This window comes from Croceivirga radicis (assembly GCF_002072105.2).
GTDB lineage: Bacteria > Bacteroidota > Bacteroidia > Flavobacteriales > Flavobacteriaceae > Croceivirga > Croceivirga radicis.
The window spans coordinates 82,528-106,094 of record NZ_MTBC01000003.1 but is presented as its reverse complement, the minus strand read 5'-3'; the positions used below and the strand labels follow the sequence as shown (position 1 = coordinate 106,094).

The window sequence follows — 23,567 nt, the reverse complement described above, 5'->3', positions numbered from 1 at the left end:
GTTTTTTTTTAAATGGAAGAAGTAAAAAAGATTGTCTCTGACATTAAAAATAGAAATATAAAACCAATCTATTTTTTTATGGGAGAGGAGCCTTATTATATAGATAAATTAACAGATTATATAGCCAATAACGTGCTCACGGAAGACGAAAGAGGTTTTAATCAAATGACCTTGTATGGTAAGGACACAACTATAGATCAAATTGTAGAAAATGCCAAGCGTTTTCCTATGATGGCAGAATACCAGGTTGTTTTGGTAAAAGAAGCCCAACATTTATCTAGGACTATAGATCAACTAGATGCTTACGCAAGCAATCCACAACCATCTACCGTATTGGTTATTAATTACAAGTATAAAAAACTAGACAAACGAAAAAAAGTATATAAAACCATTGCCAAAAATGGTGTGCTATTAGAAAGTAAAAAGTTATACGAGAATCAAGTTGCAGATTGGATAAGAAAAGTACTGGCCGGCAAAGGTTATAAAATTACACCTAAAGCTGCAGCATTACTGGTGGAGTTTTTAGGTACAGATTTAAGTAAAATCAATAATGAATTGGAAAAATTGTTCTTGGTATTATCCAAAGACATTGAAATATCTGCAGACCATATAGAAACCCATATTGGTATAAGTAAAGACTACAACAATTTTGAATTAAAAAAAGCAGTGGGGGAACGCGATTTTAAAAAGGCTGCGCAAATTGTAGCCTATTTTGCACAAAATCCAAAAGACAATCCCTTTTTGTTAACCGTGTCTTTATTAAATTCTTTCTTTGCCCAACTATTGGAATATCATGGCTTAAAAGACCACTCGCAAAAAGCCGTTGCAAGTGCCCTAAGAATAAGTCCATTTTTTGTAAAAGAATACCAAACTGCAGCAAGAAATTACCCTATGAAAAAAATTAGTTCCATTATTTCTGGCTTACGAGAACTAGATTTAAAGGGTAAAGGTTTAGGCGCGAGTAACCTGTCTCAAGCAGATTTGCTTAAGGAGTTATTAAACACCATTTTTTAGCAGATTATTTCTTGTCAATACCAAATTTACCAGGGCCAACCAATGCAATTACTATAAAAACAATTGCATACAAAAATGGCAATTCTTTCTTGCCAAACGGATCTGCACCATGTACTATAAATACCGCTACCAACATAGTAATGATTACAGGTATAGTTGCAAACCTGGTTTTGAATCCTAGAATGATAAAGATTGGAGCAATAAATTCTCCAACAACTGCTAGAAATAATGAGGGTGCTTCCCCAATTCCTAAGGGATTAGCAAAGGCAAAATCTCCAGAAAGCATCTTCTGTAGTTTTGGTAGCCCATGAGACATCATCATAAGGGAGGGAACAACTCTTAATAAAGCTAAACCTAAATCTTTGGTAAAAGCGTTTTTCATTAGTAGAGGGGTTTTTAATTGGTCTTTACCAAATTTAATAACAAATGGTTTATTTTAAAAACAAAACCCCAATAATACTAGTAGCCAAAAAGTGTTCTATCTCAATTTTGGAAACTTTTTAGGGGAAGCTTCGTGCATAATAGCATACACTTTTTCTACAATATCTTCTAAGCTCGGTTTAGAAAAGTAATCACCATCCGTAGCATACGCTGGCCTGTGAGCCTTTGCAGTTAAGGTTTGTGGGGCGCTATCTAGATATTGGTAACCTCCTTGCTTTTCTAAAATTTCTTGCATTAAATAAGCTGAACAGCCACCAGGTACATCTTCATCTATTATTAGAAGCCTGTTGGTTTTTTCAAGACTCTTAACACAATCATGTTCAAGATCAAAGGGCAATAACGATTGGGCATCTATAACTTCTACGTCTATACCCAAAGCCATTAATTCTTTGGCAGCTTGCTCCACAATACGTAAAGTTGAACCATAAGACAGCACCGTAATATCTTTACCTGTTTTAATGGTTTCCACTTTACCGATTGGCGTCCTATAATTACCCAAATTGTTAGGTTTTTTCTCCTTTAGACGATATCCGTTTAAGCTTTCAATTACTAAAGCAGGTTCGTTACAGGCTAGAAGGGTGTTGTAAAATCCAGCTGCTTGTGTCATGTTTCTAGGAACTAAAATATTCATTCCTCTTAATAAATGAACCAGGCCTCCCATTTGCGAGCCAGAATGCCATATACCTTCTAAACGGTGTCCTCTGGTACGGATAATAAGCGGAGCCACCTGTTTACCTACCGTACGGTAGCTTAATGTAGCCAAATCATCACTTAATGTTTGCAGGCCATAAAGAATGTAGTCTAGATATTGTATTTCGGCTATAGGTCTTAAACCTCTCAAGGCCAATCCAATACCTTGGCCAACAATAGTGGTTTCTCTAATACCAGTGTCTGCTATTCTAAGTTCTCCATATTTTTCTTGAAGACCTTCTAATCCTTGGTTAACATCACCAATATTTCCAACATCTTCTCCAAATACTAAAGTGTTCGGATATTTTTCAAAAAGCTTGTCAAAATTATCCCTCACAATGATCCTACCATCTACCATTTCTGCCTCATCATCGTATTGTGGTATAATGGCTTTTACATCTGTAGCTTTTTGGTTGTATCCATTATATAAGTGAGAACTATATTCTTCTTGCTTGTTTGCCAGATACTTGTTTAACCAATCAACAAAATTTTGCTTAGAAGGTGTGTTTTCTCCAATAACATAACGTAATGCCGTTCTAGCAATACTCGCAATATTCTTTTTAATTGGTTCTTCTATCGCAATTAAATCATTTTTTAATTTTTGAATAAAAACCTTATTGCTGCTTTCTGCGGCTAATTTATCTAAATGTTGTACCAATTCTTTCTTAGTGGCAATTATTGGGGCCAAAAATTCTGACCATGCCTCCTTTTTAGCGCTTCTAACAGCTTGCTTGCAAGACTTTTCTAATTCCTTAAGTTCAGTTTCGTCTGCAATATTATTGGCCAATATCCATTCTTTGAAACGCTTGTTGCAATCATTTTCCTTTTCCCATTCTAAACGTTCGGCACTTTTATAGCGTTCATGAGACCCAGAGGTGGAGTGTCCTTGCGGTTGTGTTAGTTCAGTAACGTGTATTAAAATGGGTACATGCTCTTCTCTGGCAATGTCACTTGCATTTTCATAGGTATGTATTAATGCGGTATAATCCCAACCACGAACTTTTAATATTTCATACCCTTCATTTTCCTCGTCTCTTTGAAAGCCTTTTAAGACTTCTGAAATATCACTTTTTGTAGTGTGATATTTTGCAGGTACGGAGATGCCGTAATCATCGTCCCAAACGCTGATTACCATAGGCACTTGTAAAACCCCTGCTGCATTTAATGTTTCAAAGAAATGACCTTCACTAGTACTGGCATTACCAATGGTACCCCAAGCTACTTCATTTCCATTATTAGAAAAGTTGGTTTGGTCAATACCTTTTACGTTTCTAAATATTTTAGATGCTTGCGCTAACCCCAATAACCTAGGCATTTGGCCAGCAGTACAAGAAATATCTGCACTACTGTTGGGTTGTTCTGTTAAGTTTTTCCAAGAACCATCTTCTTGTATACTATGTGTCACAAAGTGGCCGCCCATTTGCCTACCTGCGCTCATGGGTTCTTTTTCAATATCAGTGGTAGCATATAGTCCATGAAAAAAAGCTTTTGGGGTTAACTCTCCTAAAGCCATCATAAATGTTTGGTCCCTGTAATATCCACTTCTAAAATCACCATCATGAAAAGCCCTGGCCATGGCCAATTGCGGTAATTCTTTGCCATCGCCAAATATTCCGAATTTTGCCTTCCCGGTCAATACTTCCCTTCTTCCCAATAAACTACATTCCCTACTGGTTACCGCCACGCGATAATCGTTTAGGATTTGACTTTTAAAATCATCAAAAGAAATTTCGCTACTGGTTTTTGGGTCTGTATTCATGTATATGGTACTTTTTTGCGAAAGTAATAAATTTTGACATGAAAAACTAGTAGAATGAACCCTAATAAAATGATAAAATTATAATATATACCTCTATAAAATAAGCATTCAATAATTCAACCTTGGTTTGATAAGGGTTTATTGCGAATAATATAATTTAAAACCATTTTCTGGTAAATAAACCAATCAATGTTTTTGGACTTACCGTAACTATGAATCGAATAGATTTTTCATACTCTGGCTGGGCAATTTCCCAACCTTTATTGCTATAAACCGGTAGATATAATTCAAAATAATCCGTTACTAAATTAAGACGGACTCCAGAGTCATACGCAAACCATGCAGATTCACCTCTATCTGCAATAAATCCTACATCGCCATACAGTTCTATCCACCTCCAGACATTAATACTTCCGTTTAAGGTTGCAATCCAATCGCTACCAAATTGATCTTCGTATTGTGTTTTAAAGCCCCCTTCTGCAATAATTATCTGTTGACTGGTTAAGCCAGAAGACTCTGAGCGGCCAAGGTAGTTTAGGTCAAACATGTAATCCGTAGGGCGGTCTAACGCAAAACTGAAAAAATCTGAATTGGTCTTGTTTCTAATAAATTTACCTGCAAAAAAGCGTAGATTTAATTGTCGGTTACTTTCAAATAAGCGTCTATACTCTAATTCAACCGATACTTTTGTAAACTGTGCAGCATGCTGAAAGTCAATAGTTCCAGACCGATAATTAATTAAATTGTTGTTGTAATTTAAATAACGGGCGTTAAATACACTATAATCTGGATTATTTTCTAGATCTAGATCTATGTCATCATTTCGCAAAACGTTCTCACCTATATTTCTAAATACGTTTCTATGTCTTAGGGTTAGTATTTGCCTTTTGTTGGAACGTAAATCTTCTGGGCGCCATGCAAAACTCATAAATGGCGTTAAGGTGCTAAATCTAGAGTTTTCTTGAAAATGCGAAGTGCCACCAGATACGCCGTAATTGGATACATATAGACCAGATTTACCATGATATTTTCTATACCTAAGGCTTGCCCTGCCCACCATTGTTTTTTCTGCAAAGGAATAGGTAGGCGAGATGTCATACGTAAAAGGACGCTCTAGAAAAGGTTTGTTGTAAAGTCTTAAACCTGGAGTTAGCCCATCATAAATATTAAAATTGGCAATGGGCACGTAAAAGACTTGATTGTAATATGGGTTCTCCGTATCCTTGAAAAAAGTAAACTTTAATTTTTTATTGCTGCTAAAAAAACCGTTTAAGGTTTTCCAATTATCCCTTTGATTAAATTCTGGAATTTTTTGGTCGTAATTCAATACCAATTTCTCCGCACCAGCTCTGGGTAGGGTAATGGTTCTACTCGTATCTATATCTTTAAACCAATACTTAGCAACAACCGTATCGTTTTTTAAACCAAATAGACTAATAGGTACATTTGTTCCTGTCTTGTTTTTTAAGGTAAAGGTTACAGAATCTTCTGTTTTTTTAAGATTTTTTATTTTAAAGTCAATCTTAGCTCTGGTCTTCACGTACTCATTAAAAAACCACGACACATCATCATCTGAGCAAGCTGTTAAAACCGCCTCAAAATCACTTACATTGGTTCTACTAGCTAACTTATGAACATTATAAAAATCTATAATTGTACTGTCTACCCGTTCTTTTCCAATATAATTGGCCAAATAGGCCAAACCAGACCCGGCCTTGTATCTATTGGCTATTTTTTGATTGAATTTTATGAGCGAATCGTTTGGTGTGGTAAGGCTTTGATCAATGTTGCTCCTAGAGGGTAACATTTGTAGTAACGTATACTGCTCATTAAAATCCATTTTGGCCAAATGAAAACCCTTTACTCCCCAAATATTGGCAAGTTTCCCAATCAATTTTTGGTCTGGATAAAACTCCTCTACAAACTTTATGGTCAAATAATTTGCAATAGCATCATTAACCCATCTTTCTTTTCTAGGATCCATGAACAACGTTTCCTCCAAAAAGCTATTTAAACTGGTCTTTAGGTATGCCATTTCAAATTGAAATTGCTCATCATAAGGTCTTATAAAAGAAGGTAGTTGATTTAGACCATAAAGTGGATTTTTCTTATACTCATAAGAGCTTACCAGCAGGTTGCCATGAGGATATTGCCCTAAATTGTCCGTAATATATTTATTGATACGGTTTATGGATATACCTTGGGCAATTTCATCATACCTAACAGCATCTAAATCTGTGGTAACTTGAAGATAAGGGGTAATATGAGTAGTAAACGCCTTTGTTTTATCAAGAATAACTACAGCATTTTTACGCTTTATGGCAGAAAGGGCCACATTTTGTCCTTGTGGAAACTTGCTAACATTTTGGTACTTGAAATTACTGGCAAAATATAGGTTAGGAGGAAACGTTAAGTCTATTCTGGTATCCATAACCTCCGTATATAAATCTTCTAAACCCTTGTTGGGATATAGGTGCCATTCCCCATCATAAACAGCAGGTGTTAAATACCAATCTTTTAAATAATACCCGCCGTCATTTCTGTGTCCATAACCCGTAAATTTTGCTTCGGGTAAACGGAGCAAATACCTAAAGTTGAGTTCAACAGTTTGGTTAGGGGGTAGTGGCTTTTTTAATTCAATTTTTAAAATATCAGCGTGTACGGTTCTGTCCCAAGAAATGTTGGTGTTTGCACTATCTTTTATGTAAGTTATTTTGGTAAAGCCCCTTTCGTGGGGTTTTGCCAAGTGTAACCTACGGTCAAAATCTTCACCAAAACGCTTAGATAACGCTGTGGTATTGCTGCTGTAGGCATTGTTCCAATCATTAAAATATAGCGTATTCAACGTATCCTGAGAGTTGTTGAAATACCTAAAATTTTGCTTAATGGATATTACCTTGGTAGAGTCTTTTAAAATAGCACTAATATTATTGGTATGCTGGGCAGTAACCGCCATAGCAACCAAACAAAAAACTATAAATGAAAACTGTCTTACCAAACGTATAACCAAAAATTGGAATTAAAAATTAGGGCTAAGGGTATTGCCTTTGTAAAAAGCGTCTATGATTTCTACCACTTCATCCGCTGTATCTACTATCTTTATTAAATCTAAATCTTGCGGACTTATATTTTTAACCGTTAACATAGTATTCTTTATCCAGTCTACCAAGCCCGACCAAAAATCGGTTCCCACTAATATAATAGGAAATTTATGGATTTTGTTGGTTTGGATTAAGGTCATAGCCTCAAAAAGTTCATCTAACGTTCCAAAACCACCTGGCATAACCACAAAACCTTGAGAATACTTCACAAACATTACCTTTCTTACAAAAAAGTAATCAAAATCTAAACTTTTGTCCGGGTCTATAAAAGGATTGTCATGCTGTTCAAACGGTAAATCTATGTTTAAACCAACAGAAGTACCGCCTGCCAAATTTGCACCTTTGTTACCTGCTTCCATTATACCTGGACCACCACCGGTTATAACACCATAACCGGCTTCTGCAATTTTCTTGGCGGTATCTACCGCTAATTCATAAAAAGGAGCCCCCGGTTTTGTCCTAGCGCTTCCAAAAATGGAAACACATGGCCCTATTTGGCTCATTTTTTCAAATCCATTTACAAATTCGCCCATTATTTTAAAAAGGGCCCAAGAGTCATTCGTTTTAATTTCGTTCCAACCTTTGTGGTGTTTTTCTGTACGCATATCTTAACTTGCTTTTGCAATATTCTTTTTGGCTAGTTCTAGTTCTTTTTTTAAGAATTTAGCCGTATAACTTTTAGTGTTTTTTACAACTTGTTCCGGTGTGCCATTGGCGACAACATCGCCACCACCCTTGCCACCTTCATATCCAATGTCTATAATGTAATCTACCATTTTTATTACATCTAGATTATGTTCAATGACCAATACCGTATTTCCTTTGTCTACCAATTTATCTAAAACTTCCATCAGCACACGGATGTCCTCAAAATGTAAACCAGTGGTGGGCTCGTCCAAAATATAAAAGGTATTTCCGGTATCTCTTTTAGATAGTTCAGTGGCCAATTTTACACGCTGGGCTTCTCCACCAGAAAGTGTGGTAGATTGTTGCCCTAAACTTATGTAGCCCAAACCTACATCTTTTAAAGTTTTTAATTTTCTGAAAATCTTAGGAATATGTTCAAAGAAATCTACAGCTTCATTAATTGTCATTTCCAAAACGTCTGCTATGGATTTTCCTTTATACCTGATTTCTAAAGTTTCTCTATTAAACCGTTTGCCGTTACAGGTTTCGCACTCCACATAGACATCTGGCAAAAAGTTCATTTCTATTACCTTTAGACCACCACCCATACAGGTTTCACAGCGTCCGCCGGCAACGTTGAAGCTGAACCTACCAGGTTTGTAACCACGTATGGTTGCCTCTGTTGTCTTTGCGAACAATGAACGTATTTCACTAAAAACCCCGGTATATGTGGCTGGGTTAGATCTTGGTGTACGGCCTATAGGTGATTGGTTTATATCTATGACCTTATCTATGTGTTCCAATCCTTTTATGGATTTGTAGGGCATTGGTTTTTTAACGCCATTAAAGTAATGTGCGTTCATGATAGGGTAGAGGGTCTCGTTTATTAAAGTTGACTTTCCACTGCCGGAAACACCGGTTACACCAATCATTTTACCTAATGGGAATTTAACCGTTACATTTTTAAGGTTGTTACCGGTACATCCTGTAAGTGTAATGTTTTTACCCGTGCCTTTACGTCTTTTTTCTGGAACTGGAATTTCCATTTTCCCAGTGATGTATTGGGCTGTAAGGGTTTGGTGTAGTTTTAATTCTTTTGGTGGACCTTCAGAAATAATTGTACCGCCATGTTTGCCTGCTTTGGGCCCAATATCTATTACATGGTCTGCGGCCTCAATCATATCCTTGTCATGTTCTACCACAATAACTGAATTTCCTATATCTCTCAACGAAACTAAAGAATTAATTAAGCGTTCATTGTCCCGTTGGTGTAATCCAATACTGGGTTCGTCTAAAATGTAAAGAACGCCAACCAATTGAGAACCAATCTGTGTTGCTAATCTAATTCTTTGAGCTTCGCCACCAGAAAGCGTTTTAGATCCTCTGTTTAGAGAAAGGTAATCTAGACCAACATCCAATAAAAATTGAATACGGGTTCGTATTTCTTTAACAATTTCTTCGGCAATTTTTTTCTGATTACCGCTCAAAGATTGTTCAAACGTGGTAAAAAAGTTAGCCAACTCAGCAATGTCCATATGTGCCAATTGGGCAATATTTTTTTCACCGACTTTAAAATATAAAGATTCTTTGCGTAAACGTGCTCCTTCACAAGTAGGGCAAGGTACCTTATCCATATATTCCTTGGCCCACCGCTTTATAGACGTACTATTGGCTTCGTTATATTGCGCTTTTATAAAATTCGAAATTCCCTCATAATCAATTTTGTAGTCGCGTTTAACACCTAGCGTTTTAGAATTGACAGAAAAACTTTCTTTACCACCATTTAAAATTACGTCCATTGCCTCTTGTGGAATATCCGTAATTGGTGTATCCAAGTTAAAATTGTAGCGCTGAGCAATAGTTTCTAACTGCTTAAAGGCCCATGATTTCTTGTAATTTCCCAAAGGCGCAAAACCACCGCTTTTAATCGAAAGCTTACTATTTGGAATAATTTTTTTCTCATTTACCTCAAAAACATGTCCTAAGCCATTGCATTCTGGGCACATTCCTTTTGGAGAATTAAAAGAAAACGTATTGGGTTCTGGAGTAGGGTAACTAATGCCAGAAGAGGGGCACATTAAGTCCCTACTAAAATATCTAGGTTCATCAGTTCCTTCTTCTAATACCATTAACACATTGTTACCACTGTACATTGCGGTATTAATGGTCTCCATTAATCGTTTATCAAAATCCTCGCCTTGTCCTACCTTTAAACGGTCTATTACAATTTCTATGTCGTGGGTTTTGTAACGATCTACTTTCATGCCCTTAACAATATCCTTGACCTCTCCATCTACACGAACTTTTACAAACCCCTGTTTGCCAATTTGTTCAAAAAGTTCACGATAATGTCCTTTCCTAGATTTAATTATTGGGGCCAATACATTGATTTTCTTGTTGGCATAGCTCTCGGTAATCAACGTTTTAATTTGCTCATCGCTGTAGCTAACCATTTTTTCGCCAGTTGCGTAACTGTAGGCATCTCCGACCCTAGCGAACAACAAACGTAAAAAATCATAAATTTCGGTTATGGTGCCCACCGTAGATCTAGGAGATTTGGATGTTGTTTTCTGTTCAATAGCAATTACCGGAGACAAACCATCAATCTTATCTACATCTGGCCGCTCAAGACCACCAAGAAATTGTCTGGCATAGGCAGAGAAAGTTTCTATGTATCTCCTTTGGCCTTCTGCGTATATTGTATCAAAAGCCAATGAAGATTTACCACTTCCGCTTAAACCGGTTATAACAACCAATTTATCTCTAGGAATGGTAACATCAATGTTTCTTAAATTGTGAACGCGGGCTCCGCGAACTTCAATATTTTCTTCGTAGTTAATCATAGCACAAGATGCTAAAGTAAGCAATTGAAGTTTAAATTGGAAGTTGGTATATGTTGCTTATTTGTTAATTGATGTCTTATTTTTAGACAAATAATTGAATTAGATTTTAGAACGATGAAAATATTAGGAATTGGATCTAGGATAGACCATCCAGACTACGGTAAGGGAGTGGTTACCAACGTAACTTCCAAACATTATTGGGTAACTTTTTTAGAAAAAGGTCTTGAAACTATTGATTTAGATTGTGATTTTGAAACCATTGAAGCCGTAGAGGGCGAAGTTGACACGGTAAGTTTTTTTGAGGTAGAGCGCTCTTTAGTTAAAATATTGGAGAAATGGAGTGATACCCACGAGAAAGTAGCTTTAGCAGATAAATGGAAAGGTGGAAAATTAATTTTGGAACCTAACGGAGCAACTTCTAACAAAGAAATGCCGATAGACACTTTTTTTCATAAAATAGTTATGGTAAGGGATAGGTTGCGTGTGATGGAACAAAAAATTAACAGCAGTAAAAATCTAGATGATCAAGAAAAAATAGATTTGCAGCAATACATTACACGAGTATATGGATCTTTAACAAGTTTTAATGTTTTGTTCAAATCTAAAAGTGATGGCTTTGTTGGCGAAAAAGGTAAATAACAAGAAAGGATGCTAAACGGCATCCTTTTTTTCGCTTAAATATTTCCAATACCTTTTTGGTACATGTTGTTGATGTAATTTTTTGTTTATCCTAGATTTTATATTGGTACTATTGAAGTAATTGGTCCAAAGGTTTTGGTACTGGTACTCGTTTTCTTCGAATACCTCACTTTTTCTAGTTCTATTAAAATGAATCTCATTTAATTCCAGATCAACCATTTCTACCTTATGTAAATCATAGTAGATACCATATTTTCTTTTGGTGTCATATATTAACCATTCTTGGTCTGCATATCTGTTTTTAAAGTGCTTGGATATTAAGGGCAAAACGTTAAAATCTGGCTCTATATTGGCAAAATAAATTTGGTCTTTAGTTAGTTGAAACCGTACAAAAGCTTCCATTCTGTGTTTTTCCCTACCCACTTTTTTCGCTAGCTGGCTAATATGTAGGGCGGAGGCGTCTCCATAATCTATGCCTTTAAAGTTTTGCTGTGCCATCATTGTTTTGATAAAACAATAAAGAATGAATTCAATCCCTTCATTTTCACTTAAAAAGGCAAAATAAATGGAGGTTAGCGTGTTGTAATTTTTTTTCTTTAGCCCGTTCCAAACACGTTCCGCTTTGGAATTGTCGGTAAAAACGGTCTCCGTATTTGAAAACAATCCGCTTTGGGCTTGGTATTCTTTCTGTATATCGGCTACATGGAGTTTTTCTTCAAAAGCTATAAATACGGTAGTTAAAAAGCCGTTGAAACTTCCATCGTATACAAGGGTGGTTGCAAAAGAATTCATGATAATAGAATTAACTGTATTAATTAAATAGCGAAAGTTGGGTACTAAAATTACTACGGAACTTTCCCGTTGAATTTTGTAAAATTAAACCTTTAATTCGCTCTGCGGGCAAGTCTTTCCTAACTTGGTCTTTGGCCGTACAACGAATAAAATATTGGGCTCTGTTAAGGGCAACCCCAAGTTTTTTAAGGTGCTCCCAATTTAATTTTCTGTATTTTCTAGCTTGTATAATTTTATGGGCAGATTTTACCCCCAACCCTGGAATTCGCAACAACATATGTTTCTCTGCCGTATTAATATCTACAGGAAATAGATGCAAGTTTCTTAAGGCCCACGATAATTTTGGGTCTACATCTGGATCTAAATTAGGATGATTTTTGTCTAGTATTTCGGTTATGGAAAAACCGTAAAACCGCAATAACCAATCTGTTTGGTACAAACGGTTTTCCCTTAACATGGGCACCTGACTAGTAACACTTGGTAAGCGTTCATCTTGGATTACAGGTACATAACCAGAGTAGTAAACCCGCTTCATATGAAATTGCTTGTAATAATAAGTGGCAGAATACATGATGTCTTTATCTGTTTCTCCCGTGGCTCCAACAATCATTTGCGTGCTTTGTCCAGCAGGTGCATATTTTGGAGTGCTTTTTATTATTTTTCTTTCATTATTGTAACGGATAAGTTCGTTCTTAACCTTTAGCATGGGTTTGGTAAAATCTTCGTGCTTTTTTTCTGGGGCCAATAGTTTAAGACCAGAGATTGTGGGTACTTCAATGTTTACAGATAACCGATCGGCATACAGGCCAGCCTCATACATTAATTCATCACTACAACCGGGTATGGATTTTAAATGGATATAACCGTTGAAATTTTCTTCTAATCGTAATTTTTTGGCCACTTGAACCAAACGCTCCATAGTGTGGTCTGGACTTTTAAATATTCCGGAACTTAAAAAAAGACCTTCAATATAATTTCTGCGGTAAAAATTAATAGTAAGGTCTACCACTTCTTGAATTTTAAAGGCAGCACGTTTTACATCGTTACTTTTACGGGTAACACAATAAGCACAATCGTATATGCAATGATTGGTCAAGAGTATTTTTAAAAGTGAAACACATCGACCATCCTCGGTATAACTATGGCAAATACCCATGCCAGTGCTATTGCCAAGACCCTTATTGGTATTTTTTCTGTTACTGCCGCTGCTGGCACATGAAACATCATATTTGGCGGCATCTGCAAGGATGTTCAATTTTTCCTTAATACGTTCAAAATTCACAGCTTTAGGTTTTTATCCAAAAATATGGAAAAATTCCAATTAATGGAAAATATCCAAATTTATTTTTGGAAATATTCCTAATCTAGTATATTTGGATATGGAAAATGAACTTACCTTAAAGCGTTTTGTAGAATTAAGGCGTGATTTAGGCTACACCCAAGCTGAATTCGCTGCTATGATTGGTGTAAAAAATACCACGGCAGATATCGAGAGAGGGCGTACCAAATTGTCTGGCAAAGTGGTGGCAGAACTTCTACGCCAGTTTAAAATAAATCCCCTTTGGTTATATGGGGATAGTGAAAATAAGCACTTGGACACCAACAAGGTAAGTGTAATACCTAAAGTGGTAACCGTAGACAATTCTGAACAAGATAACATGGTGTTGGTAAATGCCAAAGCCGCTGCAGGTTATCCTCAGAACATTCAAGATACTAGCTGGTACCAGCAACTACCAGCTTTTGATTTGCCTATTCCGGAATTTAGAAATGCAACCTACAGGGGTTTCCAAGTAGAAGGGGATAGTATGTTACCCAATTTAAGACCAGGAGAATGGGTGTTGGCAAAAGCAATAGAGCATATAGATTACATAAGTGCCAATAAAATGTATGTAGTGGTTTTACATGATTCTGTCATGGTAAAGAAAATAGAAAAAAGGCCTAATTCAAATAATATTACTTTAATCTCCTTAAATGAGGCTTACCCACCTTATGAAATAAAGCCTTTTCAAATTCAAGAGATTTGGGAGGTTAGTAGCAAACTTACGTTTAATGTAGATGCTACAACAGATCGTGGGTTATTGCGCCAATTGCAAGAATCTATGGAAGAACTAAAACGACAAGTGGGGCAGGGAACTACTTAATTTATAGGTTGGCCATAGGTTACAAAAGAAAGTCCTTGCTGGCCTTGGGTAGAAATCATGACCGCTTCAAATAAAGGGGTGATGGTATTTTGTTCTGTAGCCCATTCAAAAATAAAATTGGCCCCCGTACCGCCTTCTTCGTCTTTTTCATTGATTACAATGTGTACGGTTTCCATTGGAGCTAGAGCAAAAGGTTTGGTTACGTACTCATGTAATGCTTTCCCTTTAGTATCATAAAAAGTTGCCTTTTCTATATATACGGGATGTTTAGCATCTCTATTTCTTAAACTTATGGTAGAGGTTAAATTATGCGTAGTATGTTCTGAGTAGCTATAGACCTCTGAATAGACAGATAAATATGTTTTACCGTTTATTTTAAGACTATCTACCGGTAATTGAGCCACAGGTTTATCGGACAGATCTGTTCTTTTAGGGTCCTCTTCTCTAACGGGTAAATTGCAATTCATAAGACTAATCAAAAGCAATGAAATACAACCTAATGTGAATTTATGTGTCATAATACTACAAATATGGCGAAAATAAGGGTTAGTTGTGCCCGGCTACATTTCCCATATTTAGATTAAAAGGTCCTAATTTGTGAGATTTGGGTAAAAAGGCCCCACTTTCGGTTACCAGCCAGTCGTCCCATGTGGCTTCTAGTCCGCCTATGGGAATAATACTTACCCACATTTTGAAGCTTTTGGGAAAGCCATTTTCATCTAAAATCCATAAGTAACTATCACCTGGGGTAGACCCACCCTCCATATAAGTAACCATTAAACCTTTTGAGCCATCTTCTAATTCTACCATTGTGCGTTTTGTGCCTTTATCTAAAACTTTATAAGGAGCTACTAGCCAAAAAGAATCGTTGTTAAAATTAGCTATACCTTTTGCTATAAGTTCTTGTTTTTCTGTTTTTTGAAGGTTTTTAGGCGCAAGTACTTTTGATTTTTGAGGAAAACTTAGGTTTAGTAATAGTTTGGTGTCGCCCATAGTCATTTGTACTAATCCCTTTTTTTTATCCCACTGATATTTATTTTTTCCATTCTGGAAACTCCATTCTAAATGTCGCGTATTTTTATATGCCGTATGGTTTAGCCTGGTTAGCATTTCCTGTGCTAAAATATCTGCTTCTTTAGAAGGATTGATCGCTGGTTGTTTTTCATGTATGATTAAGCCTAAAATGCCTAAAACAACAAGTAATACTAGAAGTAAAACCCCAATCCATTTAAAAAATTTACGCATCTTTTTTTTTACTAAAATAGCGTATTGATTTAAGATTTGCTGGTTTGTTCACTATAGGTGCTCTCAAAAATCTTATCCGCATTGGCGGCTTCAAATCCTTCTCTACGCATAGCGGTGGTCAATTCTTCTGCCGGCAAATGGGCAAATTGGGGTAAGGGTAATCGTTCCGCAAATTCTACGTAGCTACCACTTATTTCTTTAGTTGTACCGTCAGCAAAAGTTGCCAGAATCATTTTAGCTACAGAGCTACTTTGTTTAAGCAATCCATCCGCACTAATTTTAATCTTTGATCCAGAATCATTTAATACAATTCCATTTTTTTCAAGGAATGTATTAAAGGTGTTAAGATTGTTGTAGGGTGTTGGTAATGCATGAACGCTAATGGTGTAATGATTTAGGTAATATCTGTTGTAAATAACCCAAGCAGCATATTCACTCTCTTTAGCCAATGCGTTGTAGTCTTCTAAAGTAGGTAGTTCCCACAAAGGCTTATAGAAAAAGTCGCCAACGGCTTTTACATCATCCAAATCAATAGAATCAATGGGGTCTTTAGTAACCGCATCTGTGTAGTTATGAATTATTGCTTGTGTTTCTTTTGAAAGGTCTTTTACCCGTAGTTCACTAATGAATATTCTGGGATATTCTGGACTTGGTGGGGCATACCAAAAGGCATCTAACTTTTTTTGTTCAAAAAAATAAGGTTCCATTTTTTTATAACCATGGTGCAGAAAAATCTTTTCAAAAGAGGCTATTCCAAGATTAGGAACGCCCAATGTTCTAAAGGCAATATGGTCGTTTAAAATGTCTTCTTCTTTATTAATGATCCCCTGATTTAACATGGCCGTAACAATATGGTTTACATCAGGGACACTTTTTTTATATGGAGTAAATAGGGCATCTAAAATACCATCTAAAGCAACATCTTTGTTAAATATCATAACATAAAGTTTGTGAATTGTTACAAATATAAAATATTAAACCTCGTAAAAAACAAACCCATGAATCTACAGTGCTAATAAAATCTAAGCTTTTGATTTTAAAAGATTTCCTGTTAGTTATATCTAGACTAGACTGCGGAAACCATGAGACAATAGTTTATAGCCGTTACAAGCAAAGCTTAAAAACCTACCGCTTTATCATCACCCCTTTTATCTGCACCACCTTCTAATTTACCATTTGGTAAAACTTTTATGGCATCTACTTTTCCAATAATACGCGTTCTGCCTTCTAGAATGGAATATCCTTTTGATTTTAATTGAGCCTTTAATTCATTAGAAAACCCTTGTTCTTCAAACATAATCATATCTGGCAACCACTGATGGTGAAATCTTGGAGCGTTCACGGCTTCTTGCATACTAAGTTCGTGTTCGTATACATTTAAAATGGTTTGCGCAACTGCTGTAATGATGGTAGAACCTCCCGGAGTGCCTACTACCATGTATAAGTTGCCATCTTTTTCTACAATGGTAGGAGACATACTGCTTAGCATTCTTTTTTCGGGGGCAATACTATTGGCTTCTGCACCTATTAGGCCAAACATATTTGGTATGCCTGGCTTAGCGCTAAAATCGTCCATTTCATTGTTTAAGAAAAAACCCAATTCGTCTGAATACAATTTAGATCCGTAAGCGCCATTGAGAGTAGTAGTTACAGAAACTGCGTTACCTTCTGTGTCTACAATAGAGTAATGGGTAGTCTCATCACTTTCAATAATTTTAATATTACCTCTAGAAATACTATCAGATGGGGTAGCCTTATCAAAAGAAAAATTGGCCATTCGCTTTTTTAGATAATTTTCAGAAGTCATCTCTTGTGTAGGGATGGTTACAAAATCTGGGTCTCCTAAAAAATAGTTGCGATCGGCATAGGCTCTTCTGGCAGCTTCTGTAAAGAGCCGAATGTTCTTTGCGGAATTATGGCCATAGGCTTTGATATCATGGTCTTCCATCATTTTAAAAATCTGGTTCATGGTAATTCCACCGCTACTGGGTGGACTCATGCTTATGATTTTAAGGTCCTTGTAGTTAAAAACAATAGGGTTACGCCACTTAGCTTCATATTTGGCTAAATCTTCCGTGGTAATATAACCACCATTGCTTTGGATAAAGTTGGCCAACTTTTCGGCAATTTCTCCCTTGTAAAATCCGGCTTTCCCATCTTTTTGAATTTTAGTAAGTGTAGCTGCCAAAGCTGGATATTTTATGGTATCGCCTACTTTAAAAATTGAAGCAAACTTGGTACTATCTCCGTTAACAGCAATAAATTGTTCTCGAGTGTTTTCTAAACGCTTGGCTTGCTTTTTTGTTACTATAACGCCCTTATTGGCCAATGCTATCACCGGTTCAAAAATCTCCTTTAAAGAAAGTTTGCCAAATTTTTCATGGGCAGCAATTACCCCAGCCACCGTGCCAGGAACACCAACGGCAGTAGCGCCAACGGTACTCATATCTGGCACTACATTACCAACGGAATCCAAATACATGTCTTTATGGGCTGCCAAAGGCGCTTTTTCCCTATAATCCAATGCCCCAACGGTGCCATCTGCTTTTCTATAGACCATAAAACCACCACCTCCTAAATTACCTGCAAACGGGTAGGCTATGGCCAGCGCCATTTCGGTGGCAACCATGGCATCAAAAGCATTTCCTCCTTTTTGCATTATTTCTACGCCAATTTGTGCAGCTTCTTCCCTTGCCGCTACTACCATGGCGTTCTCTACTACCAATCCAGTAGGTGCTACGTGTTTAGGGGAGGTTTTACAGGCATGGAATACTAGACTAAGTAGTAAAACGGCGATTATTCTTGGCATAACTGGTGGTATTTATTTTTTGAAAAGGTAATCAATTCGTTAAAAAAACTAAGAAATTCCGCTTCAAAAGCATTGTAATGGGTTTGTAGATCTGCTATGGCTAGGTTCATTTTACTTTTATTGTTGGTGCGCTTGTTCATACCATTTAAAACTCTAGATATTCCGTCTAGATTACTATAGTTTAGCAACCAATTATCTGCAATCATGTACGGCATCATCCGTTGTGTGCTTTTTGGAAGTATTTCATAATTGTCATGTAAAAGACCATAAAAATCATCTACAAACGTATCTAAAGGAATAGAGCTGTAATTGGTCCAATTTTTGGCTAAAAAGTGATCGTAATAGATATCTACTATTACCCTGCTGTAATGGCCATAATTCTTGTGCAATCGTTTACTACTTTTCTTTGGGGTGGGGTGGCTATCCGTAAAGGTATCAATTGCCCTATGCAATACAATCCCTTTTTGAATGTTAACAGGTAGGTGTTTGTATTTGTTTGCCCGTATTTGGTCTGCAATAAAATTACCAATGGTAATTTCTGGATGGTTAAACGATAGGTAAACATGGGCCAAAAAGTTCATAGACCTATTTTATATGATCAATAACCGAATTTACAAAGAAGAAACACGAACTACGTAACATCATTTTATATTTGCACAAACTTTCTTAACAAATGACATTAATAAAATCTATATCTGGTATAAGAGGAACCATTGGTGGTGCTCCAAACAATAACCTAACACCAATTGATGCGGTAAAATTTGCAGCTGCCTATGGCTCTTGGTTAAAAGACTATTCAGGAAAAGAAAAACTAACCGTTGTAATTGGTAGAGATGCCAGACTTTCTGGTGAAATGATTCAGAATCTAGTGGTTTCAACTTTGGTAGGTTTGGGTATAGATATCATAGATTTGGATTTAAGCACTACGCCAACCGTGGAGATTGCGGTACCCTTAGAAAAAGCCGATGGGGGCATTATTCTAACGGCCAGTCATAACCCAAAACAATGGAATGCACTAAAATTATTGAATGAAAAAGGTGAATTTTTAAATGCGGAAGAGGGAGCCAAAATACTTGCAATTGTAGAAGCGGACGATTTTGATTTTGCTACAGTAGATGATTTGGGAGCGGTTACAAAAAACGACGCTTATTTTGATATTCACGTGGATGAAGTATTAAATCTTTCCTTAGTTGATGCCGATGTTATTAAAGCCAAAAAGTTTAAAGTAGTGGTAGATGGGGTAAACTCTACCGGCGGTATTGCAATACCAAAGTTACTGGAAGCTTTAGATGTAGAAGTGGTAAAATTGTATTGTGAACCTACAGGTCATTTTCCACACAATCCAGAACCTTTAAAAGAGCATCTAGGAGATATATGTAAAAAAGTGGTAGAAGAACAAGCAGATTTTGGTATTGTAGTAGACCCAGACGTAGACCGTTTGGCATTTATTAGCAATGACGGGGAAATGTTTGGCGAGGAATACACCTTGGTTGCTTGTGCAGATTATGTTTTAGGTAAAACACCGGGCAGTACGGTTTCTAACTTATCGTCTTCTAGGGCTTTAAGAGACATTACGGTAAAACATGGTGGTAGCTATGAAGCTGCTGCGGTGGGAGAGGTTAACGTAGTTACCAAAATGAAAGAAAACAAAGCAATTATTGGAGGTGAAGGTAATGGTGGTATTATCTACCCTGAAAGTCATTATGGTAGGGATGCCTTAGTAGGCACGGCATTATTTTTAATGTTAATGGCAGAAAGGGGAGGCACGGTCGCAGAATTGCGAGCCAGTTATCCTAGTTATTTTATGAGTAAGAAAAAAATTGAGTTAACACCAGAATTAGATGTAGATGGTTTGTTAAAGACCATGTATGAAAAATACCAAAACGAAGAAATATCCAATATAGATGGTGTAAAAATTGATTTTGCAGAGAATTGGGTTCACTTGAGAAAATCTAATACAGAACCTATTATTCGCGTATATACCGAAGCAAAAAGCCAGTCTGAAGCAGATGGGTTGGCAGATAAGATAATATCGGAGATTAAGATTATTGCCGGTATTTAAAGATAAAAGCCCCTTAAATGGGGCTTTTTTTTAGGATACTTTGGCAAAATGCGCAGGTTGTTTATTTCTGTGCTTCCAGCGTTTGTGCGTCCAAAAGTAGTATTCTGGTTGTTCCTTTATTTGCTGTTCCGTTAGTCTTAAAAACGTATCCGTTATGTAATTTTCCGGTGTTTCTTTACCACTTTCGGCTATGGGTATAAATTCTGCTTTGTAATAACCTCTTTTAACCTTGCTTACCTTTAAGAACACCACGGACAAGTCTAATTTTCTTGCCATTACTTCCGCACCATTGAAAATAGGGACCGTGATTCCCATAAAGTCGGTCCAATATTGTGCCTTATGCGCTTGGGGCGATTGATCACTTACCATTCCAAAAACACCTTTAATTCCATCTCTTTTATCCCTTACCACGGTTTTTACGGTCTGGTTCTGTGTAATAAGTGTTGTGTTCCATTTGGCACGGACACTTTTAACAAAATTGTCAAAATACTTGTTAGACACGGGCTGGTAAACCGCATAGCCTTTAGCTTTTACATAATTATTAATACTCACGTTCCATTCCCAATTGGCGTAATGTGCGCAAACTACTAGTACACTGCGGTCTTTTTCTAATTTATTTATCAATTCAATATTTTGTACCGCATACCGCTTCTTTACTTCGGCTTTACTTAAAGCCATGGTCTTTACCATTTCTAAAAACATATCGCACATATGTTTATAGAATTTTCTTTGTAAGACTAATAGTTCTTCTGTTGGCTTGTCTGGGAAAACCAATTGTAAATTATTGAAGACTACTTTTTTACGATAACCTATCACGTAAAAAAGGAGCACGAACACAAAATCCGAGAGGGCATAAAGTGCTCTAAAAGGTAGTCTGGAAACCAGCCATATCCAAGGATAGGCTATAATAAAAATCAGTAATTGCATACAAAATAAGAATGCACAAATATAGCTATATTTGACCCAAAGCCTAGAACTATGCTCAATTTGCACATTGCAACAATTGCTATAATAGTGGCCAATGTATTGGTGTCTCTGAGAGGGTTTAAAGACCAATTGTTTTTTGATCGCTATAAGTTTCAGATTGGTGCTATACAAGCCGGTCAAAAAGAACGCATGTTCACTTCTGGTTTTCTTCATGTAGACATTGCACATTTGTTTTTTAACATGTTTACCCTATATTTTTTTGCGGATGTTGTAATAGCTTGGTTTGGGCCACCTAAATTTTTTATCGTTTACGTAATTAGTTTGTTGGCCGGTAGTTTATTGGCATTATATTTTCATAAGAACGAAACGTATTATAGTGCGGTTGGAGCAAGTGGGGCAGTTACAGGAATTTTATATGCTGCAATTTTATTACAACCTAATATGCAATTGGGTTTGTTATTTATACCCATACCCTTGCCAGCTTATATATTTGGTATTGCTTATCTGCTTTATTCCATTTATGGGATGAAAAGTAGGTTGGGCAATATTGGGCATACAGCACATTTTGGCGGGGCAATTGGGGGGTATGCTACCACACTGTTGTTTAGGCCAAGTCTTTTAACCACTGATCCTTTAATGGTGTTCTTACTAGCAATACCTATAGTTATTTTGTTCGTTTTGGCTAAAACTGGTAAAATTTAGGATTTTATTTACCGATACTTTTTAGCCATCTACCTACACTTAAGGCGTATTTCATCGAAAACAGAATTTGTTATTGAAATAATTTAACAAATTGCACGTTCAAATTTGACCAAATCTTATTTAACCTACTTGTTATGAAAGGAAAATTACTATTCCCCCTTGCAGTATTGGCTGCAATTGTAATTTCTTGTAGTGATTCTACTACAGTTTACGAAGAAAATAAGGATAATGTAAGTCTTGAAACTAGTGCTACAGTTTTAGAAAACAGTATTGATTTTGAGTCTAGCGGTGTTTTAGACATCTATGCAGAAAGTTCCAATTCTGGAAAATATGCAAGAGAAGGAGAAGAACAAGCCGGTGACTATCCTTTGTCTTTAGTTGCACAAGTTACACCACCTTCCTATGCCGGTGCCGAAAATTTAACCGCTTCACATATACATTTAGTAGATGATTATGTTTATGTGTCTTACAATACTGCACAAGATGATTATGCAGGTGCACTGGATATTATATATGTAGGAGACCCATATCAACCTAGGGTTACTTCTAGATTGTATTATACCAATGCAGATATCAATGCCATTAAATATGATAATGGCTTTGTATATGTGGCAGGTGGCGTAGATGCTGAACAATCTGCTACCGCTACGGCAAACTCTTTTTTAGCTAAAATTCAAGTAAGCAATAATAGATTTAATCTTGATGCCGGTATTTCTTATGCCTTTCAAGAAGGTTATAACGCTACGGATGTGTTGATACAACCTAACAGTGTCATAGTAACGTCTGGTAAAGAAGGATATCTGCGTGAATATAATAAAGCAGACTTAACTATTGTTAAAGAAGCTGCTTATGAGGATTTACGTTCTTTGGCTTATAATGGAAGTCAATATGCGCTATTAGATGCCAGTTATGGTGTTCGCATCCTTAATTCAGATTTTGCCGAAGTAAGCAATATTGCAATTTCTGGAGATTTTAGAGAAGCAGACAAACGTACCTTAGATTATTATGGAGACCTTATAGTGGTTGCAGAAGGAGAAAACGGTGCAGGCGTATATAATTCCCAAACAGGCAACTTAGTGGAACGAGTGGCCATACCAATTAGTCCAGAAAATGTTGCCGTGGGTGATGTGGTTACTAATTCGGCCGCTTTTAACGAAAACGTTTTGTTAATGGCCAATGGTGGTGCTGGTCTTTGCTTATCCGAAGAGGAAAATGGAGTAGATGTTGTTGGTATCATTGCTTTGGATGGTAGTATCAATTATGTGGAGACCAAGGACGATTATATTTTTGCAGCATCGGGTAGAGGTGGCTTACAAATTATTAAGATGAATAAGCCTGCCCAAAGTTTAGAAGAAGCTTGTACCGATACTTCTAGGTATTCTGGTAGTTCAACTTTAAACGTGGCCAGCAACCAAGACTTACGTTATAATGGGTCTAAAAGATTTAACAGTGTAACTGTAGAAGGAACCTTGTTGTTATGTGGTTCATGGACTGTTAGGAACGATGTGAAAGTTGATGTTGCAGGAGCATTTGATATGCGAGGAACACTCATTGTAGGTAGAAATAATAGTAGGAAGGATGTTGTGGTAGAAGAAAATGCCACTTTACGAATAGAAGGGGATTTTGCGGTATACGGAAACCTTACTTTAAAGAAAGGTGCAAAATTGGAGTTTCTAGGAGATGCTAACAGAGCATATATAACGGGGACTGTTACTATTGAAGAAGATGCCTCTGTAACAGGAGATTTTGAAGATATGAACAATAAGTTCTAAAAT

At 36.6% G+C, this 23,567-nt stretch carries 19 protein-coding genes; 6 read left to right on the top strand and 13 right to left on the bottom strand.

What is annotated here, in order from left to right; translation table 11 throughout:
• Window positions 1-12: 12 nt before the first annotated feature.
• Window positions 13-1,014: a DNA polymerase III subunit delta gene (holA, locus tag BUL40_RS05415; RefSeq protein ID WP_080318395.1), complete on the top strand. Its 1,002-nt coding sequence runs from the start codon at window positions 13-15 to the stop codon at window positions 1,012-1,014.
• 4 nt (window positions 1,015-1,018) lie between these two features.
• On the opposite strand, the gene BUL40_RS05410 is transcribed toward holA, so the two are convergent.
• The 5 genes from BUL40_RS05410 to uvrA all read right to left on the bottom strand — a co-directional run bounded on the left by BUL40_RS05410 (window position 1,019) and on the right by uvrA (window position 10,475).
• Window positions 1,019-1,396 (bottom strand): DoxX family protein, encoded by a 378-nt coding sequence (locus tag BUL40_RS05410; RefSeq protein ID WP_080318394.1) that lies wholly within the window; start codon window positions 1,394-1,396, stop codon window positions 1,019-1,021.
• Between the two features lie 96 nt (window positions 1,397-1,492).
• A complete protein-coding gene (locus BUL40_RS05405; RefSeq protein WP_080318393.1) occupies window positions 1,493-3,904 on the bottom strand; it encodes an alpha-ketoacid dehydrogenase subunit alpha/beta in 2,412 nt (803 codons plus the stop codon).
• Window positions 3,905-4,061: 157 nt separating this feature from the next.
• Entirely contained in the window at window positions 4,062-6,860 is a 2,799-nt protein-coding gene (locus BUL40_RS05400; RefSeq protein ID WP_244901824.1) for a gluzincin family metallopeptidase, read from the bottom strand.
• Window positions 6,861-6,923: 63 nt separating this feature from the next.
• On the bottom strand, window positions 6,924-7,610 hold the full coding sequence (locus tag BUL40_RS05395) for an LOG family protein (RefSeq protein ID WP_080318392.1): 687 nt from the start codon (window positions 7,608-7,610) through the stop codon (window positions 6,924-6,926).
• Window positions 7,611-7,613: 3 nt separating this feature from the next.
• Window positions 7,614-10,475, bottom strand: a complete 2,862-nt coding sequence (uvrA, locus tag BUL40_RS05390) for an excinuclease ABC subunit UvrA (RefSeq protein ID WP_080318391.1) — start codon at window positions 10,473-10,475, stop codon at window positions 7,614-7,616.
• Between the two features lie 114 nt (window positions 10,476-10,589).
• Here uvrA and BUL40_RS05385 point away from each other — a divergent pair, with 114 nt between their 5' ends.
• Window positions 10,590-11,114: a hypothetical protein gene (locus tag BUL40_RS05385; RefSeq protein WP_080318390.1), complete on the top strand. Its 525-nt coding sequence runs from the start codon at window positions 10,590-10,592 to the stop codon at window positions 11,112-11,114.
• A gap of 12 nt (window positions 11,115-11,126) precedes the next feature.
• On the opposite strand, the gene BUL40_RS05380 is transcribed toward BUL40_RS05385, so the two are convergent.
• Window positions 11,127-11,906 carry a TIGR03915 family putative DNA repair protein gene (locus tag BUL40_RS05380; protein ID WP_080318389.1) on the bottom strand — a complete coding sequence of 260 codons (780 nt, stop codon included), beginning with the start codon at window positions 11,904-11,906 and terminating at the stop codon, window positions 11,127-11,129.
• Window positions 11,907-11,925: 19 nt separating this feature from the next.
• Window positions 11,926-13,188, bottom strand: a complete 1,263-nt coding sequence (locus BUL40_RS05375) for a putative DNA modification/repair radical SAM protein (protein WP_080318388.1) — start codon at window positions 13,186-13,188, stop codon at window positions 11,926-11,928.
• A 97-nt stretch (window positions 13,189-13,285) separates the two neighbouring features.
• On the opposite strand from BUL40_RS05375, the gene BUL40_RS05370 reads away from it, so the two are divergent.
• Entirely contained in the window at window positions 13,286-14,047 is a 762-nt protein-coding gene (locus BUL40_RS05370; RefSeq protein WP_010516663.1) for an XRE family transcriptional regulator, read from the top strand.
• Here the strand turns inward: BUL40_RS05370 and BUL40_RS05365 are convergent.
• The 5 genes from BUL40_RS05365 to BUL40_RS05345 all read right to left on the bottom strand — a co-directional run bounded on the left by BUL40_RS05365 (window position 14,044) and on the right by BUL40_RS05345 (window position 18,682).
• Complete coding sequence (locus tag BUL40_RS05365; protein WP_010516665.1) at window positions 14,044-14,514, bottom strand: DUF3124 domain-containing protein; 471 nt, start codon at window positions 14,512-14,514, stop codon at window positions 14,044-14,046. The two genes, BUL40_RS05370 and BUL40_RS05365, sit on opposite strands and share 4 nt — an antisense overlap.
• Before the next feature lie 79 nt (window positions 14,515-14,593).
• Window positions 14,594-15,292 carry a hypothetical protein gene (locus BUL40_RS05360; RefSeq protein WP_080318387.1) on the bottom strand — a complete coding sequence of 233 codons (699 nt, stop codon included), beginning with the start codon at window positions 15,290-15,292 and terminating at the stop codon, window positions 14,594-14,596.
• Between the two features lie 29 nt (window positions 15,293-15,321).
• Window positions 15,322-16,230 (bottom strand): DUF1338 domain-containing protein, encoded by a 909-nt coding sequence (locus BUL40_RS05355; RefSeq protein ID WP_080318386.1) that lies wholly within the window; start codon window positions 16,228-16,230, stop codon window positions 15,322-15,324.
• Window positions 16,231-16,409: 179 nt separating this feature from the next.
• A complete protein-coding gene (gene ggt / locus BUL40_RS05350; protein WP_080318385.1) occupies window positions 16,410-18,101 on the bottom strand; it encodes a gamma-glutamyltransferase in 1,692 nt (563 codons plus the stop codon).
• Window positions 18,089-18,682, bottom strand: coding sequence for an acyl carrier protein phosphodiesterase (locus BUL40_RS05345; protein ID WP_010516673.1), 594 nt, complete (start codon window positions 18,680-18,682; stop codon window positions 18,089-18,091). The genes ggt and BUL40_RS05345 overlap by 13 nt, the downstream gene beginning before the upstream one ends.
• Before the next feature lie 92 nt (window positions 18,683-18,774).
• Between BUL40_RS05345 and glmM the strand changes: the two genes are divergently transcribed.
• Entirely contained in the window at window positions 18,775-20,163 is a 1,389-nt protein-coding gene (gene glmM / locus BUL40_RS05340) for a phosphoglucosamine mutase (protein WP_080318384.1), read from the top strand.
• A gap of 30 nt (window positions 20,164-20,193) precedes the next feature.
• On the opposite strand, the gene BUL40_RS05335 is transcribed toward glmM, so the two are convergent.
• Window positions 20,194-21,090, bottom strand: a complete 897-nt coding sequence (locus BUL40_RS05335; RefSeq protein ID WP_080318383.1) for a lysophospholipid acyltransferase family protein — start codon at window positions 21,088-21,090, stop codon at window positions 20,194-20,196.
• A 51-nt stretch (window positions 21,091-21,141) separates the two neighbouring features.
• Between BUL40_RS05335 and BUL40_RS05330 the strand changes: the two genes are divergently transcribed.
• Together BUL40_RS05330 and BUL40_RS05325 are read left to right on the top strand one after the other, a co-directional pair.
• Window positions 21,142-21,792, top strand: coding sequence for a rhomboid family intramembrane serine protease (locus BUL40_RS05330; protein ID WP_080318382.1), 651 nt, complete (start codon window positions 21,142-21,144; stop codon window positions 21,790-21,792).
• Window positions 21,793-21,926: 134 nt separating this feature from the next.
• Window positions 21,927-23,564, top strand: a complete 1,638-nt coding sequence (locus tag BUL40_RS05325; RefSeq protein WP_080318381.1) for an LVIVD repeat-containing protein — start codon at window positions 21,927-21,929, stop codon at window positions 23,562-23,564.
• Window positions 23,565-23,567: the final 3 nt, after the last annotated feature.